Below are 15,816 nucleotides of genomic sequence, written 5' to 3' on the forward strand. Positions count from 1 at the left end.
GAGATGATGACCGTCACCGAGGAACAGGCCGACTGGTTCGCGCAGACGTTCGCGGCGCTCGCGGACAACGTCGAGCGAGCGGTGCTTGGCAAGCGCCACGTGGTCGAGCTCGCGCTCACCGCAATGATCTCCGAGGGGCACCTGCTGCTCGAGGACGTCCCCGGAACTGGCAAGACGTCGCTCGCGCGCGCCCTGGCGCAGACGGTGAAGGGCACGTCGACCCGCATCCAGTTCACGCCGGACCTGCTGCCCGGAGACGTCACCGGCATCACCGTGTTCGACCAGAGCCAGGGCACGTTCGAGTTCCACGCTGGACCGGTGTTCGCGAACGTGGTTCTCGCTGATGAGATCAACCGCGCGAGCCCCAAGACCCAGTCGGCGCTGCTCGAGGTCATGGAGGAGGGCGCCGTCACCGTCGACGGAGTCACCCGACCCGCGGGACGACCGTTCATGGTGGTGGCGACGCAGAACCCCATCGAGCAGGCCGGTACGTACGCGCTGCCCGAGGCACAGCTCGACCGGTTCATGATGCGCACGTCGCTCGGCTACCCCGACCATGGCGTGACCCTGCGCATCCTCGAAGCCGGTCGGCCGCCCCGCGTGACCGTGCCGGCGCTGGTCGAGTTGCAGACCATCGCCGCCATGACCGAGCTGTCCGCACAGGTCCACTCGAGCCCCCTCGTGCTCGACTACATTGCGCGCCTCGTCGACGCCACTCGCGGCGCGACCCAGGTGCGGCTCGGGGCATCGATGCGCGGCGCGATGGCTCTCGCTCGCGGCACGCGCACGTGGGCTCTGGGTCACGGTCGCACCTACGTGACTCCGGACGACGTCAAGGATCTCGCGGAGCCCATGCTCGCCCACCGGCTCATCCTCGACCCCGAGGCCGAGTTCGACGGCGTGACCGCGACCGCGGTCATCGGCCAGGTCCTGCTCGACACCCCGCCGCCCAGCCAGAAGGATCTCGCTTGAGCGTCGAGTCCAGAGGGCGCACCCGCGCCGATCGCTCATCCACGTCGCACCCCCGCGGACACACGCATACGGGAACGACGTGGGCCGGCACGCGCACGCAGCTCACAGGGCAGTCGCGCGGTCGGTGGGTGGCGCTCGGATTGTGGGCGCTGCGGCTGTCCCGAGCGAGCACCGATGCCGTCCGCGGGGGCTGGGCGCGCACTCGGTCCGTGGTCACCCCCTCGGGCTGGGCGGCGATCGTGTGCGCGGTGGCGGGCGCGGCGCTCGGGCTGGCGTTCGGCTGGGGAGAGTTCCTTGTCGCGGCACTGGTGGCAGCGATCCTCCTCCTCCTCGCGCTGCCGTTCCTGCTGGGGCATGAGGCGTACGAGGTCGACTTCCGTCTCAGCCAGGATGCGGTGGTGGTCGGCACGGACGCCGAGGGCGAGATCGTCGTGCGCAACACGCAGGCGCGCCTCGCGCTGCCAGGCCGCGTCGACGTGCCGGTGGGCCTGGGGCTGGTCGACTTCCACGTGCCCCTGCTGAGGCGCGACCATCAGCACCGCGAGTCGATAGTCATCCCCGCCCCCCACAGAGGGGTGATCGACGTGGGCCCGGCGACCACGTCCCGCACTGACCCGCTCCACCTGCTCCAACGGGAGTTCCACTGGGCAGACGTGCGCACGCTGTACATCCACCCCGTCACCGTCGCCATCCCGAGCACCTCGATCGGCTTCGTGCGAGACCTGGAGGGACGGGCGACCCGAACCCTGACCAACGAGGACATCTCGTTCCACGCCGTGCGCGAATACGCACGGGGGGACGCGCAGCGCCAGATCCACTGGAAGTCCACTGCCAAGACGGGGCAGCTTATGGTGCGCCAGTTCGAGGAGACCCGCCGGTCGACGATCTGTGTGGTGCTCGACCTCGACGAGGGCTCGTACGCGACGGAGGACGAGTTCGAGATGGCGGTGAGCGCCGTGGGCTCGCTCGGGGTTCGCGCGATCCGCGACGGCCGTGACGTCCAGGCCGTCGTGAGCGGTGAGGTTCCCGAGTTTGCGCGCGCCTCGGTGCGGTCGCTCCGCCAGCTGCGCGTGACCAGCCCGCGCGGACTGCTCGACGATCTCGCGGGGGTCGAGTCGGGGCCCTCGGTGGTGGCGATGCCTACGCTCACGCGGATGCTCGTCGAGTCGACCGGCGCCACGTCGCTCGCGTTCCTCATCACCGGCTCCGCGGCCTCTCACTCTCACCTGCAGAGCGCGGCCATGGCGTTCGCGGGAGACGTGGCGGTTGCCGCTGTGGTCTGCAACCCCAACTCTCAGCCCTCGATGCGCGCCATGGGTCGGACTCGCGTGCTCAGCCTCGGGGTGCTCGATGATCTGCGGCAGCTGCTCGCACGGGGCGCGACATGAGCCTGCGTAACCGCGGCTCGAACGGTAGGGCGGACGGCTCTACGTGGACCTTCGTGCTCACGAACGCCGTGTTCGTCATAGTCGGCAGCGCGATCGCCGCGTGGAGCCTCCACCCCGTCTACGAGTCGACGCGGTACCTGCTCACCGTCGGCGTGGCGATCATCGCAGGCGCCGCCGTCGCTGTGGCATGCGAGCGCTCGAGGCGGGGCGCCGGAACCGCCGTCGTCCTCGCCCTGGTGGTCTATGTGGTGGGAGGGGCACTGCTCGCGATCGGTGGCCCATTCGATGGGCCGGAGGCGTGGAGCAGCACCGCCGCAGAGCTGGCGCGTGGACCCGTCCTGGGATGGAAGGAGATCGTCACGCTTCCCCTGCCGCTCGGCGAGTACCGCGCCACCCTCGTGCCGGTCTTCGCGCTGTTCCTCGTGGCGACGCTGCTGGCCACGTGGGCGGCGACACGTTCGCGCCGTCTATGGGGGCTCGGGGCGGCGGTGCTCGGGGCCCTGCTCGGGGCGAGCATCGCCCTCGGCCCGGCGGCGAGGGCCGATGCGGTTGTCGACGGCGTTCTCGGCACCTATCTGACCCGCGAGTTCGCCGTGGGTGTCGCCATGTTCATCCTGGTCCTGGCCTGGTTCGGCTGGCGCGCGACCTACGTGCGCCAGCGCGCGATCGGCATCGCTCGCGCGGGCGAGGATGCCCGGCTGGTGCGCAGGCCTCGCGTGCGGGTTCTCGGCGGCGTCGCCGCGATGGCGGCGATCACGGTCGCGGCCACCGCAATGGCTACCCTCGTGGCCGGCCCCATCGCCGCCGAGACACCGCGAGACGTGGCGCGCACCGCCATCGATCCGCGCCTGACGGTTGCTCAGGCAGTGTCGCCACTGGCGTCGTACCGCTCGTACTTCGAGGACGATGCGTATGACGCGGTGCTGTTCTCGGTGAACACGAGCACGGACACTCCGCAGCGGGTACGCCTCGCCGCGCTGCAGCACTTCGATGGCGAGACCTTCAGCGCCTACGCCGGTCCGGATGCACCCCCCGTGCGCTTCCGGCGCATACCGTCCTCGATCGCAGCCGATTCGGGGACGGTGACGGTTCGCGGCGACATCACCGTGGGTGCAGGCGGTGGGATCTGGGTACCGCTGCTCGGCCCGCTGGGCAGCGTGCAGTTCCACGGCCCGCGGCAGGCGCAGCTCCTCGACGGCTTCTACTACCTCGATGAGGGAGCGACCGGAGTCATCGGCGCCGAAGGGGGGATCGTCGCGGGAGACAGCTACACCGTGGAGGGCCACCTTCCGGCCGAGACGCAACAGCTCGCCGACCTCGGTGGCTCACCCGGCGCCGCCACCATCGACTCTGCGCTGATCCCGCAGTCCCTCTCGGACTGGGTCGCGCTCCAGGCCGTCTCGCGGGACGGCGCGGGACTCGACCAGCTGCTGACCCGCCTGCGGGAACGCGGCTACCTGAGCCATGCGCTCGACGAGGGCGAGGCGACCGCGAGCTGGCAGAGCGACCTGCCCGGGTACGTCTTCGCATCGTCGCCGGCCGGACATTCGTACGACCGCCTCGATCGCCTGTTCTCCTCGCTCATCGCGCGTGAGGAGGAGGTGGGGGCGAATCCCCGCGCCTCCCTCGTGGCGGCAGTCGGCGACGACGAGCAGTTCGCGGCCGCCGCTGCGCTGCTCGCCGCCGAGCTGGGCTTCCCGTCACGCGTGGTGGTCGGTGCGCGTCTTGCAGAGCCGGATGGTGCCGCATGGACGGTGCCGGCGTGCGAATCAGGGGAGTGCCGGGGCCGAAATCTCACCGCCTGGGTGGAGGTGCAGGGCAGCGACGGGACCTGGGTCGAGGCCGACGTCTCGCCGCAGCACGAGTCCCCGCTGGCCCCCGAGGTGTCGCAGCAGACCGACCCGGAGTACCCGACCGCGCTCGACCCTCAGCGTGCCGAGCCCATCCTGCCCCCGCCCTCTCAGCGCGGAGCGTCAGACGAGGACGCCGCGAGGGACGACGGGCAGCACGGGAGTGCAGGATGGCTCGCCACTGCACTGCGGCTCGGCGGCATCGGGCTGCTGGCACTGCTGGTGCTGTGCGGCCCGTTCCTCCTGGTGATCGCGTGGAAGGCGGCGCGGCGCGCGCGACGGCGCAAGGGTGACCCCCGGGACTCCGTGCATCGCGGCTGGGACGAGTACGTGGATACGGCGGTCGAGGCGGGCCTCGACCCCGTGGCACTGGGCACCCGCGCCGAGACGGCCGCCGCCTTCGGGCCCGATCGCGGAGCCCGTATCGCGACCCTTGCCGACCGTGCGACGTTCTCCGACGCCGAGATGACCGCGCAGGAGGCCGAGGAGCTGTGGGCGCTCGTCGACGGTGATAGGGCGGCTCGCCTGCGGGGACGTGGGTGGTGGGCGCGAATGAGGATGCGGGTGTCGCTGCGCTCGGTGTGGCTGTCTGTCGTAGCACCGGCGGCTCGAGAGCCCGCCCGGCGCCGGGACGACCGCCCGCAGTGGCGGTCGGAGCACACCTCTCACACCGCCAGCGGGCGCAGCACGCGGCGCTCGCGAGTACGCCGAGGAGGAGGCCGCAGGTCCTCGTAGGGGCAGGCGAGAGTTCGCTGTGCTCCGGGGCGGGGGCGGGCGCCGAGGGCCCGCCCGTGGCACAGTTCTGTTGGTACGGCGGCGCTGGTGGTGTCGCATGGCCGGCGAAACCCCGATGCTGGTAGTACGACAGCGCGGCAGCCTTGGCCCCGCAGCCAGGCTCACCGCACGGGCACGACACACAGGAAAGGGACCATTCGGATGGACGCGGCACTGGGGACTGTGGTGCTCGCGACGCTTGCCATCATCGTGGTGATCGACGTCGTGTGGATGGGGCTCGCTCTTGGCGCTCTCCTGCGCAAGCTCGGCGGCAGTCCCGTGCGGGCGTGGATACCGGTGCTGCGATGGGTCGAGGCTGCACGGGAGGGGCGTGTGCCGACGGTCCCGGTCGCGGAGGCGCGCGCCGTGGAGTTCGCGGGTGCGCTCGTGGCGATCATCTCGTGGGTGACGATGCTCGTCACCGACCAGCCGGTCCCGACAGCGCGCACCGCGCTGATCGTCGGCCTGCTGATGTGGCTCATCGGCGGTGTGGCCGGGTGGCTCATGTGGATCGACGGTGCGAGCACCATCGAGTTGCGGATGCGCGCACCGCGAGCGATGACGTGGCTGGCCGCCGTGGCCCCCGCAATCTGGTCCTCGGTGCTGGGCTGGGGCTCCTATCAGGCCACCGGCCACGGTGTGACTGCGAACGCGGCGGCAGCTGGCGCCGCATCGGTTACCAGTACCCCGCCGTCCCAGCCCTCGCGCGCACCCGCTGAGGCGGAACCGCCCCGGCCCGCCACCCCTCCCACGGACACGACGCCCCCACCGGAGCAGACACATCAGGACGCTGGCAGCCCCGCGCGCGGGCCCGGCGGCACACCCGCATGGGTGACCGGCGACGGCGGCGTCACCGTCGCGCAGCGATGGGAGGGATTCGGAGAGGATCCCGTACCCGACTGGCCGCGTCCCTCCTCCGCCGGCGGCCGAGCCCCCGGGGACGAGTTTCCGGTCGACCTAGGCCCGACCTCGGACGCGGCGGCCCGGGACGAGGACGTCCTGCCGGGCGACCGCGCTGTCGAGCCACGCGGAACCGCGTCACTCGATGACGAGCCGCCCGATGACCGCTCGCCCCGCGGTGACGCCGGGGACGGCGATGCAGTCGATGTCCCCACGAGCCCCGAGCCGCGCCACGGCGACTCCCCCCGCGAACCCTCCGAGCCCTCGCCCGCCGCCGACGACCCTCCCGTCGATTCCGTGCCGAGCCAGCCCACGCCCGTCACCCCGCTGCCCCCAGGATGGACGGGGACGTGGGCAAGGGTTGCGGACGGCGAGCCGCGGCGCTCGGCATCGGAGGGACAGGAGCCTGCGTTCGAGGGTGCTACGGAGTTCCCGGACGTGGGAGATGATGGGACGCCGGTCGAGAGGACGGCGGCGGAGGATGACGCCGACGTGCACGTCGTCGACAGCCCCACCGGAACGTCCGAGCGCCCGTCCCTGTCGGAGAGCGCCGCCTCGCCCACGGGAGCCGTCGCGGCCGAGGCTCCCACGGAGGAACGCCCCGCCACGGTCGGCGCATCGGCTCCGTACGTGACGCCGGGCCCGTACCCGGACGCGCCGAACGGCCGGGGGGACGATGCGGTCCCACCACGATCGGCCAGGACGCCACCCTCCGAGCCCTCGCCGGCGACCGCAGCGGTCCCACGTGTGCCGCCGCCCTCGGCGGCCTCCCCGTACGTGCGCCGCCTGTCCCCGTACCTGCAGGAGCAGCCGCCAGCCACCTCCGCTGGCAGCGCTGAAAGTTCGAGCGGTGACGAGCAGGCCGACGGCGCACTCACGTCTGAGAGCAGTGAGACCGTGGATCTGGCCGACGCAGGCGAGGACTTTGCGCGAGCGCCCGGCCCTGAGCGTGCGTTCGAGACCACGGCTCAGACGAACGTCCCCGAGCCGCGGCCCGGTCCGAGACCGACCTCCGCGACCGTGGAGGTGCAGGCGCCCACGGCCGAGGAGCCCGAGGCCGGGGATCCCAGGCCCACCTATGCCCCACCCGTGTCGTCCTACCAGGCCACGTCCGCATCGGGCGCTGGAAGCGAGACGCTCGAAGGGGTGCCTGCAGTGACGCCGCTGCCGCCGCCCCCGACTCCCGTCTCCGCCGAGCCGCCGCAGACCGACAGCGCGCCGCTGCCGGGCGGCTCCGCGACCGATGGCGGCGACGATCACACGATCATCGCGGCGCGGCGCCGCGAGACTTGGGTGCTCGAGGTCGAGGGCGGCGCGTCATACGGACTGGGCACAGAGAACGTCGTGATCGGCCGATCCACCTCGGCCGCGATACCCGGACGCCTAGGTGTCGACGATCCCACCCGCACCCTGTCCAAGCTGCATGCCGAGCTCGAGCCGCGCGACGGGGGATGGTGGGTGCGAGACCTCGGGTCCACCAATGGCACCTATCTGCGCGCCGAGGACGGCACCGAGCGTGAGGTCGGCGAGCACGGAGCCGTCGTCGACGGCGATCTGATCCTCGGTGACCTGGTCGTGCGAATCGCGCCGATCGCGGAGCGCCGATGACTGCTCGTTGGTGCACCGGAGCGGGTGCCACGGCCACCGGCGACCGGCCGCGCAACGAGGACGCCTTCCTGAGCTCCGGTCCGGTGCACGTGGTTGCGGACGGCATGGGAGGCCACCTTGCGGGAGCGGCCGCGAGCAGCGTCGTCGTCGAGGCCTTCCGAGCACTGACCGACCTCTCATCAGTCCAGCCCGATGACACTGTGTTGGCGGTGGCACGCGCCCAGGAGGGCGTGGAGCGGCTATCGGAACGTGTGGGTGGCAGCTCGGGCTCGACCCTGACCGGCGCCATCGCCGTGGAGCATGACGGCCAGCCGTGGTGGATGGTGATCAACGTGGGAGACTCACGCGTCTACGCGATCGAGGGAGGGTCGCTGTCGCAGATCACCGTCGATCATTCGTACGTGCAACGGCTGGTGGACCGGGGAGACATCACCGCGGAGCAGGCCGAGGTGCATCCCGAGCGCAACATCGTCACGCGTGCCATCGGCGACGGCATCCGCGACTTCGACGCATGGCTCGTGCCCGCCCGGCCGGGACTCCGCCTGGTGGTCGCCAGCGACGGCCTGATGAAGGCGCTGAGCGATGCCCGCATCGCGTCGATTGCCTCTCTCGCGGGCGAGGTGTCGTTGGCGGCGGGCCGGCTGGTGGACGCCGCCCTCGACGCCGACGCCAGCGACAACGTGACCGTGGTGGTGGCCGACACCTTGCACGCGGACACCGATCGGAGTGCGGACCCCTACCCGTGGCGGGTGTGGGGAGTGGGCCGCGACGAGGACGACACGACCGTCACGGGCCGGCGGCGGGAGCCGGTGTGACGGGGGGCGGGCGCCGGGAGCGTCGCGAACGGCGCGAGGCACTCGACAGAGCCGCGGCTGCGGCCGCCGCCTCTCGTCAGGAGAGTGCGCAGTCGCCCGCCACGGGCGACGACACGACCCCCACGCCCAGCCACGCCCCGCCACGTCCCGCAGACCGGCCGGGCGTGGACGGCGGGGACGCGGACGAGGCCACCCGGATCGGCAGCCGACGAGGGCCAACGGCCGCCCAGGATGGCACCGGCTCCGCCACGCGCCGCGACCGGCCCGTGGCCGAGGAGCAGGACGACTCGACGCGGCTGTCGTCCTGGCGCGGTGCGACGAGTGCCGATGCCGAGGGGGCCACGAGCCACGGCGCGGGAGCGGGCAGCGACGAGCAGGACGATGAGTCGACGCGGCTGAGCACCCGCGCGGGAGCGGGCAGCGATGACTCGGACGACGAGTCCACGCGGCTGAGCACCCGCGCGGGAGCGGGCAGCGATGACTCGGACGACGAGTCCACGCGGCTGAGCAGCCGGGCGGGTGGCCACGACGACGAGTCGACCCGGCTGAGCACCCGTGCGGGGCGTCAAGACGACGATCCCGACGACGACTCGACCCGGCTCGCCGCCCGGCGCGAGTCGACGGCCCCCCACGCGCGGGACGGTTCTGCACGTGGTGACGGCGACGGCGCGGGCGCCCTCCCGCACGGCCTCGTGGCGGGCGACGTGTGGCACGGGTCCTTCGGCGTAAGTGAGGGCTCCTACCGCCCGCGGTCGGCGTCCGAGTCGAGCGCGGGCGCCTGGACCACAGCGTCATCAGCGCAGAGCTCGGCCGACGGAGACGCGGAAGCTGCGAGCCCCGTGCTCACGCCGGCTGCGGCAACGCGGCGACGTCTGGCTGCGCGGCGGCGGCGACTGCTGACGGCCTTGGCGGTCGCAGCAGCGGTCGCGGCCATCGGCACGCTCGCTGTGCTCGCCATCATGTTCTTCATGGGCGCGGCTGGTTCCTGACGCTGCGGCGTGCGCGTTCTCCGACAGCGGCTGCCGGTCACCGCATTCGCCGCCCGTCGCACACGGCGCGCTGGACCCTTCGCGTAGGTTGGACTGGTGACCACACACACGTCCCCCCTACACGCCGAGCACGTTGCCGACGGCGCCACCATGGTCGACTTCGCAGGGTGGCAGATGCCCGTGCGCTACTCCGGTGACATCGCAGAGCACGAGGCGGTTCGGACCGCTGCGGGCCTGTTCGACCTGTCCCACATGGGCGAGCTGATGGTGCGCGGCACCGATGCCGCGGCAGCCCTCGACTACGCCTTCGTGGGACAGATGAGCCGGGTGCCGCTGTGGGGCGCGAGGTACACGATGATGTGCGCATCGGACGGGGGCGTGATCGATGACGTGATCGTGTACCGCCGCGACTGGGACCATTTCATGGTGGTCGCGAACGCCGCCAACCGGGCCGCGGTGCGCGACGAGCTGCAGGGCCGCATCGGCGAAGGTGGGCACGACGCGTCGGTCGAGGACGTGACGCACGAGATCGCGCTGGTCGCTATTCAGGGGCCGGCCGCCGAGTCGATCACCGCGTCCATGTGTGAGCTGGGGGCGGACGACATCCACGCTCTGAAGTACTACAAGGCCGCGAACGTGCTCCTCGACGGGGGCATCCACACCTTCGCGGCGCGCACCGGATACACCGGTGAGGACGGCTTCGAGCTGTTCGTGCCCGCGGATCGCGCCCGCGATGTCTGGCGCCTGGCGATGGACCGGGGCGACTCCGCGGGACTGATGCCGTGCGGACTCGCGGCCAGGGACTCGTTGCGGCTCGAGGCGGGCATGCCGCTGTACGGCCACGAGCTGAGTCACGACACCAACCCCTTCGAGGCCGGGCTTGGGCGCATCGTGAGCTTTGGTCGCGATGATGGCCCTCCGCGGGGAGACTTCGTCGGGCGTGCTGCGCTCGAGCAGGTCCGCGACATCGGAGCGAAGAAGACTCTGGTCGGCCTCGTCGGCGAGGGGCGCCGCTCTCCGCGCACCGGCTATCCCGTGACCGACGCGCACGACAACCAGCTCGGAATCGTCACCTCGGGTGCGCCCTCGCCCACGCTCGGTCGGCCCATCGCCATGGCGTACGTGCCGCCCGAGCTCGCCGAGCCCGGCACGGCGGTCGGCGTGGATGTGCGGGGGCGCCGCGAGGCCATGAAGGTCGTGCCGCTACCGTTCTACACGCGTGGCGACTAGCCTCGTGCTCATGGCCAAGACGGCCTCTTCCCGCGATCGAGAGGTGAGCCACCGTGCCGGAGATTCCTGACGGACTGCAGTACTCGGCTGAGCACGAGTGGGTGCGCGGCGACGCAACCACCGGCTCGGTCGTCACGGTGGGCATCACCGCCTACGCGGCCGATGCGCTGGGTGACGTGGTCTACGTCGAGGCACCTGCGGTGGGCGCGGCCGTCGTCGCCGGCGAGGTGTGCGGCGAGCTCGAGTCGACCAAGGCCGTGAGCGAGCTGTACTCGCCGGTCACCGGCAGCGTCGTCGAGGTCAACCCCGCGCTCGAATCGGCTCCCGACCTCATCAACTCGGATGCCTACGGCGAGGGCTGGATCTACACCGTGCAGCTGTCGAAGGACGCCACCGCCCTGCTCGACCCGAGTGCCTACGCGGGCCAGACGGAGTAGTGCGGTGAGCGGCCGCTCCACCCGGCTCGTCGTCGCCGCGGCGATCACCGACGACCTGCAGGTGCCGCGCACACTGCTCGCAGCGAGGCGGACGGCTCCGGATGCGCTCGCGGGCCTGTGGGAGTTCCCGGGCGGCAAGCTCGAGCGGGGCGAGTCCGTGGAGCAGGCGTTGCGGCGGGAGCTGCGCGAGGAGCTGGGCGTCGAGGTCGAGATCGGCGACGAGATCGCGGGTCCTGACGACGGTCGTGGGGTCGAGGATCAGTGCGGCGACGAGCCGGTGTGGATGCTGCGCCCGGGCGACGCCGATGTCCAGCGCCTGGTCATGAGGGTGTGGTGGGCACGCGTGCTGCCCGGCGCCGATGGCGCGACGGTGGAACCGCGCCCGCTCGAGGACCACGACGAACTCCGGGTGCTGGAGCCCGGCGGCTGGCGCGATGTCGCGTGGCTCCCGGCAGACATGCGCATTGTCGAGGCGCTGCTCTTGGACGCCACCGACCGCCACCGCCGCGCCTACTGCTGAGGCGCCCCGGCTGACGGCTCATCCCAGCCTTCCTGCGGGGTGGCGCAGGTGCCTCGGAAGACGTACTGCGAGGGGAGCTTGCGCTGGCTGCTGGTCCAGTCGATGGGCGGCCGGCGCTGCTCGTCCGGCAGATAGCCGAGGCGGTACACGGCCATCAGTTCCAGCTCGTCCGGAACCTGGAGCAGACGGACGATCTGGTCCCAGCGCCCAGGCACCTCCATCGGGAACGAGACGAACTGGATCCCCATGCCGAGCTCGACGGTGGTGAGCCACACGTTCTCCATCGCGGCCCCCATGCTGAACACGGAGTAGAACGAGGACAGTTCTCCGGGCCGGTACTCGGATCGGTCGAGCATTACTCCCAGCAGCAATGGCGAGCCGGAGACGAGCTTGCGGTTCTCCGCGCCCAGCGTCTGCGGCACGCGCATGGTGTTCATGAGTTTCTGCCCTCGCGCAGTGAACACCTGATTCGTGAACGGTCGCAGCGGGGCTGGGAGACGGTCGAAGAGCATGCCGTCCCGCCGGCGCTCCATCTCCTCCTTGCTGAACCGGAAGTAGGGCTTGTAGCGTTCGAAGAAGGTGCCGTTCGACATCGCCTCCGTCATGCTCTCCCCGCTGATCTGAGCGATGCTCTCAATCGTCGACCGCTCCTCCACGATCACGAAGCGCCACGGCTGGCTGTTCAACTGCGACGGGGCGCGGCCCGCTACCTCCATGAGCAGTCGTTGATGCTCCTCGGAGACCGGGTCCGGCAGGAACGCTCCGTTGGTCGTCTTGCGACGACGCACCACGTCAAGGAACTCCATCAGTGCCTCCTCCAGGCGAGAAAAAGGGCCGTCGCAAACCCCGGTGCCGCCATGCCGGCCACGGTAGCGTGACGGCGGACCTGCCCGCCCGCGTACGGCAGCGCCGCGAGCGGGCCGACCGTGAGGAGCAGGGCGAGGCCGGCAGGTCGGCGCTCGAGCGCACTGGCCGCGAGCGCGACGGCCGTCAGGGAACTGGTGGCGATGAACACCCCGTGGTGCACCCACCGGATGCGGCTGTTGTCGATCGCTCCCGTCGCGACGGCGGCGCCGAATACGGCGTTGGTCACGTAGCTCGCGGCAGCCCACGTGACCAGGTTGCGGGTCGCCCGTCCGGACCGGCCGTCGCTCATCGCACGAGCCTTTCATGAGTGAGCAGCAAGCGCTGCGGGAACATGGCTTCGACGCTCCACTGCGGCGGTACCTGGGCGCGCAGTTCGTGCCGCCGATAGCTGCGGCGGATGGACAGCAGCCCGTCGTAGTGCACGAACGATCCGCGCGCCAGCGGCAGTGTCGCGGCCGCGTAGAGGCGATAGCCGGCGCGTCCCCGTGCAAGGTCGTTGTGGACGACCAGGTGACGGGACAGCGCGACGCTGTCGTCCAGCAGCGAGCCGAGCGCCGGCGCGTCGAGGTGGTGGAGGAGGTGGTTGGAGATCACCACATCGAACCGGTCGCCCCGGGCGACCAGATCCGCGCTTGACGCCTGCTCGAAGCGAATCCCCGCATCGGGCAGCTGGCGTACATGGCGGATGGCGCGCCCGTCCGGATCGATGGCCGTGATCTGGAGTGACAACCCGTCGCGGGCCGCCCAGCGGGCGAGCGCGCGGGGAATGTCCCCGCCGCCGAAGCCGACGTCCAGCAGGGACGTGGGTCTGTTGCCGGACAGCTGCGGCCGGAGTCGCTGGCAGTAGATGCGCCGCCAGCCTGAGACGAGTCGATTGATGGTGGTGAACTGGCGGTAGGTGCGTTCGAGCTTGTCGGGATCGCAGTCCGGCTCGTCCATCAGCTCTCGCGACTGGGTGTCCCGTCGTGACAGTCCCTTGGCGGTCACGACGTCACGCGCCGGGTGAAGAGCGCCGATTCGACGGTGAGGCCAGGCCCGAATGCCATCGCTGCGACTCGCTCGGGCGCTCCATTGGCTTCCTGCTCGCCATCGCCCGCGAGCAGGCGCCGCAGGATGAACAGGACGGTGGCACTGGACATGTTGCCGTAGTCCCGCAGGACCGCTCGTGACGGGGACATCTGCGCGTCGGAGAGCCCGAGGGCGCGCTGCACGCGATCAAGGATGGCGCGCCCGCCGGGATGCACCGCCCATCGGTCGATCTGCGACCATTCCGTGGGCGCCGATGCCCCAAGGCGGTCCAGGAGGGGGCGCAGGGAGTGGGCGATCTGGTCCTCGAGGATGCGTGGAACGTAGCGGGATAGCACCATCTCGAAGCCGAGGTCCCCGATCGTCCACGCCATGTCGGTCTCGCCGCCGTCGGTGAGCGCCGTCTCCTGCGCGTCGATGTCCAGCACGGCCGATCCGGCGGGGGCCGGACGGGCAGACACCACCGCGGCGGCGGCGCCGTCGGCGAACACCGACGAGGCGACGATCGTGTCTGGATCGTTGGACGAGCGCACATGCAACGTGCACAGCTCCGCGCACACGATCAGCACTGCCGCGCCGGGTTCGGCCACGCAGGTCGACACGGCGGCGCGCAGCGCGGGAAATGCGCCGTAGCAGCCCATGAATCCCACGTGCAGCCGCCGTGTGGAGGGGGCGAGCCCGAGGTCTCGGACGACGACGTAGTCGGGACCGGGGGCGAAGAATCCCGTGCAGGAGACGGTGATGACGTGGGTGATGTCCGTCCGGTCGAGGCCGGGCGCATCCTCGATGGCACGAGCGCCGACCTCCGCGAGCAGCGGTCGCACCTCGCGCGTGTAGGCCGCGTTGCGCTGTCCGGTGGACGGGGTGAGGATCGTCCTCGTCTGAGCGTCGTAGAACTGCGCATCCACCGGTTCCGCGGTGCCGGCGGGCGTGGCGCCGAGCTCCCTCATCACGGTGTGACGACGCTCGATCGCCGACCCGTCGAACACGGAGCCGATGAGGCGGCGCGACAGGCGGGACAGTTCAGGCTGGCTGGCGAGCAGGTCGCGCACCTGGTCCTGTTGCAGCACCGTCGGCGGTACCGCCGTCGCGATCGACCGCACGCTCACGATCCCCTTGTCCGCGCGAGCTGGCGAGCGCTCCGGTGTTCGTGCGCGAGTGCGGTCCATGTCCTTGATCCTCCGGTTCTCGTGGCGGGCGGTCAACACCGGCTGGTGACGAGCTCGCCGACGAGCCCGCCGGTGACCGCCGGACCGGAGGTTACGCAAGCGCCGTGTTGTGTAAATGGCGACTAGTTGGTTAGGGTTGCCTCACTTCTCCACGACACCCGCCAGGAAGGCTCCACATGACTGCCCTGCGCCCAGCCGCTTTTGCGACTGCCGCCCTTGCCGTGCTGACGCTCAGCGCGTGCGCCACCGCCGCCGACGACGATGCCGCTGCGACGTCCAACGCCACCTCTGATGCCGCCGCCACGTCGGCGCCCGCCACTACCGCCGACGCCGAAGCCGACGGTTCGTTCACGCTGTACGCGGGTCGCGACCAGGAGTTGATCGACCCGCTCATCGAGCAGTTCGAGGCCGACACCGGCATCAGCGTCGAGGTGCGCTACGCAGGGAGCACCGAGCTCGCCGCGCTGCTCCTCGAAGAGGGCGAGGCCTCTCCCGCCGATGTGTTCCTGTCGCAGGATGCGGGCGCCCTGGGCGCGGTCGCCAAGGCGGACATGTTCGCGACGCTGCCCGAGACGGTCAGCGAGACTGTGCCGGCGGGGTTCACATCGACCGATGGGTCGTGGGTGGGCGTCACCGGCCGTGCGCGCGTGATCGTCTACGACGGCGAGCAGCTCAGCGCCGAAGAGGTTCCCACGACGGTCGCTGCTCTCACGGGTGAGCAGTGGTCCTCCCAGGTGGGCATCGCGCCCACCAATGCCTCGTTCCAATCGTTCGTCACGGCGCTGCGCGTGCTCGAGGGCGAGGACGCCGCGCGGGAGTGGCTCGAGGGCATGAGCTCCAACGATGTCCAGATCTATGCGAAGAACACGCCGATCCTGGAGGCCGCCAACGCCGGCGAGATCCAGCTCGGGCTGATCAATCACTACTACTGGTACCGCATGGCCGCCGAGATCGGCACCGACAACATGCGCGCCCAGCTGGCGTTCCCCGAGCCGGGAGACGCGGGCGGCATCGTGAACGTCACTGGTGCCGGGCTGCTGAACGCCGCGTCGGAGGACGCTGACGCGCTGGAGTTCGTCGAGTACCTCGTCTCCGAGCCCGCCCAGCAGTACTTCGTGGACAATACCTATGAGTATCCGTTGATCGATGGGGTGTCGGCGCCCGAGGGCCTTCCCGCGCTCGACACGCTCACCAACCCGGAGCTGGACCTGTCCGACCTCGACTCTCTGGGTGAGACCACCGATCTGCTCGTGGAGGTCGGCCTCCTGTAA

General features: G+C 71.0%; 14 protein-coding genes. 10 read left to right on the forward strand and 4 right to left on the reverse strand.

Going from position 1 to position 15,816, the window contains the following annotated elements:
• Positions 1–6 precede the first annotated feature (6 nt).
• The 9 genes from ACNI3K_RS02845 to ACNI3K_RS02885 all read left to right on the forward strand — a co-directional run bounded on the left by ACNI3K_RS02845 (position 7) and on the right by ACNI3K_RS02885 (position 11,483).
• On the forward strand, positions 7–972 hold the full coding sequence (locus ACNI3K_RS02845; protein WP_419390341.1) for an AAA family ATPase: 966 nt from the start codon (positions 7–9) through the stop codon (positions 970–972).
• Positions 969–2,360 (forward strand): DUF58 domain-containing protein, encoded by a 1,392-nt coding sequence (locus tag ACNI3K_RS02850; RefSeq protein ID WP_419390342.1) that lies wholly within the window; start codon positions 969–971, stop codon positions 2,358–2,360. The genes ACNI3K_RS02845 and ACNI3K_RS02850 overlap by 4 nt, the downstream gene beginning before the upstream one ends.
• Positions 2,357–4,945, forward strand: coding sequence for a transglutaminase domain-containing protein (locus ACNI3K_RS02855; RefSeq protein ID WP_419390343.1), 2,589 nt, complete (start codon positions 2,357–2,359; stop codon positions 4,943–4,945). The genes ACNI3K_RS02850 and ACNI3K_RS02855 overlap by 4 nt, the downstream gene beginning before the upstream one ends.
• A 201-nt stretch (positions 4,946–5,146) precedes the next feature.
• Complete coding sequence (locus ACNI3K_RS02860; protein ID WP_419390344.1) at positions 5,147–7,492, forward strand: FHA domain-containing protein; 2,346 nt, start codon at positions 5,147–5,149, stop codon at positions 7,490–7,492.
• The gene (locus ACNI3K_RS02865) at positions 7,489–8,307 is read left to right on the forward strand and encodes a PP2C family protein-serine/threonine phosphatase (protein ID WP_419390345.1); all 819 of its coding nucleotides are present in this window, start codon (positions 7,489–7,491) and stop codon (positions 8,305–8,307) included. The genes ACNI3K_RS02860 and ACNI3K_RS02865 overlap by 4 nt, the downstream gene beginning before the upstream one ends.
• Positions 8,304–9,296 (forward strand): hypothetical protein, encoded by a 993-nt coding sequence (locus ACNI3K_RS02870; protein WP_419390346.1) that lies wholly within the window; start codon positions 8,304–8,306, stop codon positions 9,294–9,296. Before ACNI3K_RS02865 ends, ACNI3K_RS02870 begins: the two co-directional genes overlap by 4 nt.
• Before the next feature lie 96 nt (positions 9,297–9,392).
• Positions 9,393–10,526 carry a glycine cleavage system aminomethyltransferase GcvT gene (gene gcvT / locus ACNI3K_RS02875; RefSeq protein ID WP_419390347.1) on the forward strand — a complete coding sequence of 378 codons (1,134 nt, stop codon included), beginning with the start codon at positions 9,393–9,395 and terminating at the stop codon, positions 10,524–10,526.
• A gap of 53 nt (positions 10,527–10,579) precedes the next feature.
• Positions 10,580–10,963, forward strand: a complete 384-nt coding sequence (gcvH, locus tag ACNI3K_RS02880; RefSeq protein WP_419390348.1) for a glycine cleavage system protein GcvH — start codon at positions 10,580–10,582, stop codon at positions 10,961–10,963.
• A gap of 4 nt (positions 10,964–10,967) precedes the next feature.
• The gene (locus ACNI3K_RS02885) at positions 10,968–11,483 is read left to right on the forward strand and encodes a (deoxy)nucleoside triphosphate pyrophosphohydrolase (RefSeq protein WP_419390349.1); all 516 of its coding nucleotides are present in this window, start codon (positions 10,968–10,970) and stop codon (positions 11,481–11,483) included.
• Here the strand turns inward: ACNI3K_RS02885 and ACNI3K_RS02890 are convergent.
• The 4 genes from ACNI3K_RS02890 to ACNI3K_RS02905 are packed head-to-tail and all read right to left on the reverse strand — an operon-like array spanning position 11,474 to position 14,545.
• Entirely contained in the window at positions 11,474–12,289 is an 816-nt protein-coding gene (locus tag ACNI3K_RS02890; RefSeq protein ID WP_419390350.1) for a nitroreductase family protein, read from the reverse strand. The two genes, ACNI3K_RS02885 and ACNI3K_RS02890, sit on opposite strands and share 10 nt — an antisense overlap.
• On the reverse strand, positions 12,289–12,639 hold the full coding sequence (locus ACNI3K_RS02895; RefSeq protein WP_419390351.1) for a hypothetical protein: 351 nt from the start codon (positions 12,637–12,639) through the stop codon (positions 12,289–12,291). Before ACNI3K_RS02895 ends, ACNI3K_RS02890 begins: the two co-directional genes overlap by 1 nt.
• The gene (locus ACNI3K_RS02900; protein WP_419390352.1) at positions 12,636–13,337 is read right to left on the reverse strand and encodes a class I SAM-dependent methyltransferase; all 702 of its coding nucleotides are present in this window, start codon (positions 13,335–13,337) and stop codon (positions 12,636–12,638) included. Before ACNI3K_RS02900 ends, ACNI3K_RS02895 begins: the two co-directional genes overlap by 4 nt.
• On the reverse strand, positions 13,334–14,545 hold the full coding sequence (locus ACNI3K_RS02905; protein ID WP_419390353.1) for a type III polyketide synthase: 1,212 nt from the start codon (positions 14,543–14,545) through the stop codon (positions 13,334–13,336). Before ACNI3K_RS02905 ends, ACNI3K_RS02900 begins: the two co-directional genes overlap by 4 nt.
• A gap of 176 nt (positions 14,546–14,721) precedes the next feature.
• Between ACNI3K_RS02905 and ACNI3K_RS02910 the strand changes: the two genes are divergently transcribed.
• Positions 14,722–15,816 carry an iron ABC transporter substrate-binding protein gene (locus ACNI3K_RS02910; protein WP_419390354.1) on the forward strand — a complete coding sequence of 365 codons (1,095 nt, stop codon included), beginning with the start codon at positions 14,722–14,724 and terminating at the stop codon, positions 15,814–15,816.

It is taken from the genome of Demequina ureilytica (assembly GCF_048553575.1).
Taxonomy (GTDB): Bacteria; Actinomycetota; Actinomycetes; order Actinomycetales; family Demequinaceae; genus Demequina.

Coding starts and splice junctions, on each gene's coding strand:
- ACNI3K_RS02845 (WP_419390341.1), top strand. CDS start 7: ATGACCGTCACCGAGGAACAGGCCGACTGGTTCGCGCAGACGTTCGCG.
- ACNI3K_RS02855 (WP_419390343.1), top strand. CDS start 2,357: ATGAGCCTGCGTAACCGCGGCTCGAACGGTAGGGCGGACGGCTCTACG.
- ACNI3K_RS02860 (WP_419390344.1), top strand. CDS start 5,147: ATGGACGCGGCACTGGGGACTGTGGTGCTCGCGACGCTTGCCATCATC.
- ACNI3K_RS02865 (WP_419390345.1), top strand. CDS start 7,489: ATGACTGCTCGTTGGTGCACCGGAGCGGGTGCCACGGCCACCGGCGAC.
- ACNI3K_RS02890 (WP_419390350.1), bottom strand. CDS start 12,289: ATGGAGTTCCTTGACGTGGTGCGTCGTCGCAAGACGACCAACGGAGCG.
- ACNI3K_RS02895 (WP_419390351.1), bottom strand. CDS start 12,639: ATGAGCGACGGCCGGTCCGGACGGGCGACCCGCAACCTGGTCACGTGG.
- ACNI3K_RS02905 (WP_419390353.1), bottom strand. CDS start 14,545: ATGGACCGCACTCGCGCACGAACACCGGAGCGCTCGCCAGCTCGCGCG.
- ACNI3K_RS02910 (WP_419390354.1), top strand. CDS start 14,722: ATGACTGCCCTGCGCCCAGCCGCTTTTGCGACTGCCGCCCTTGCCGTG.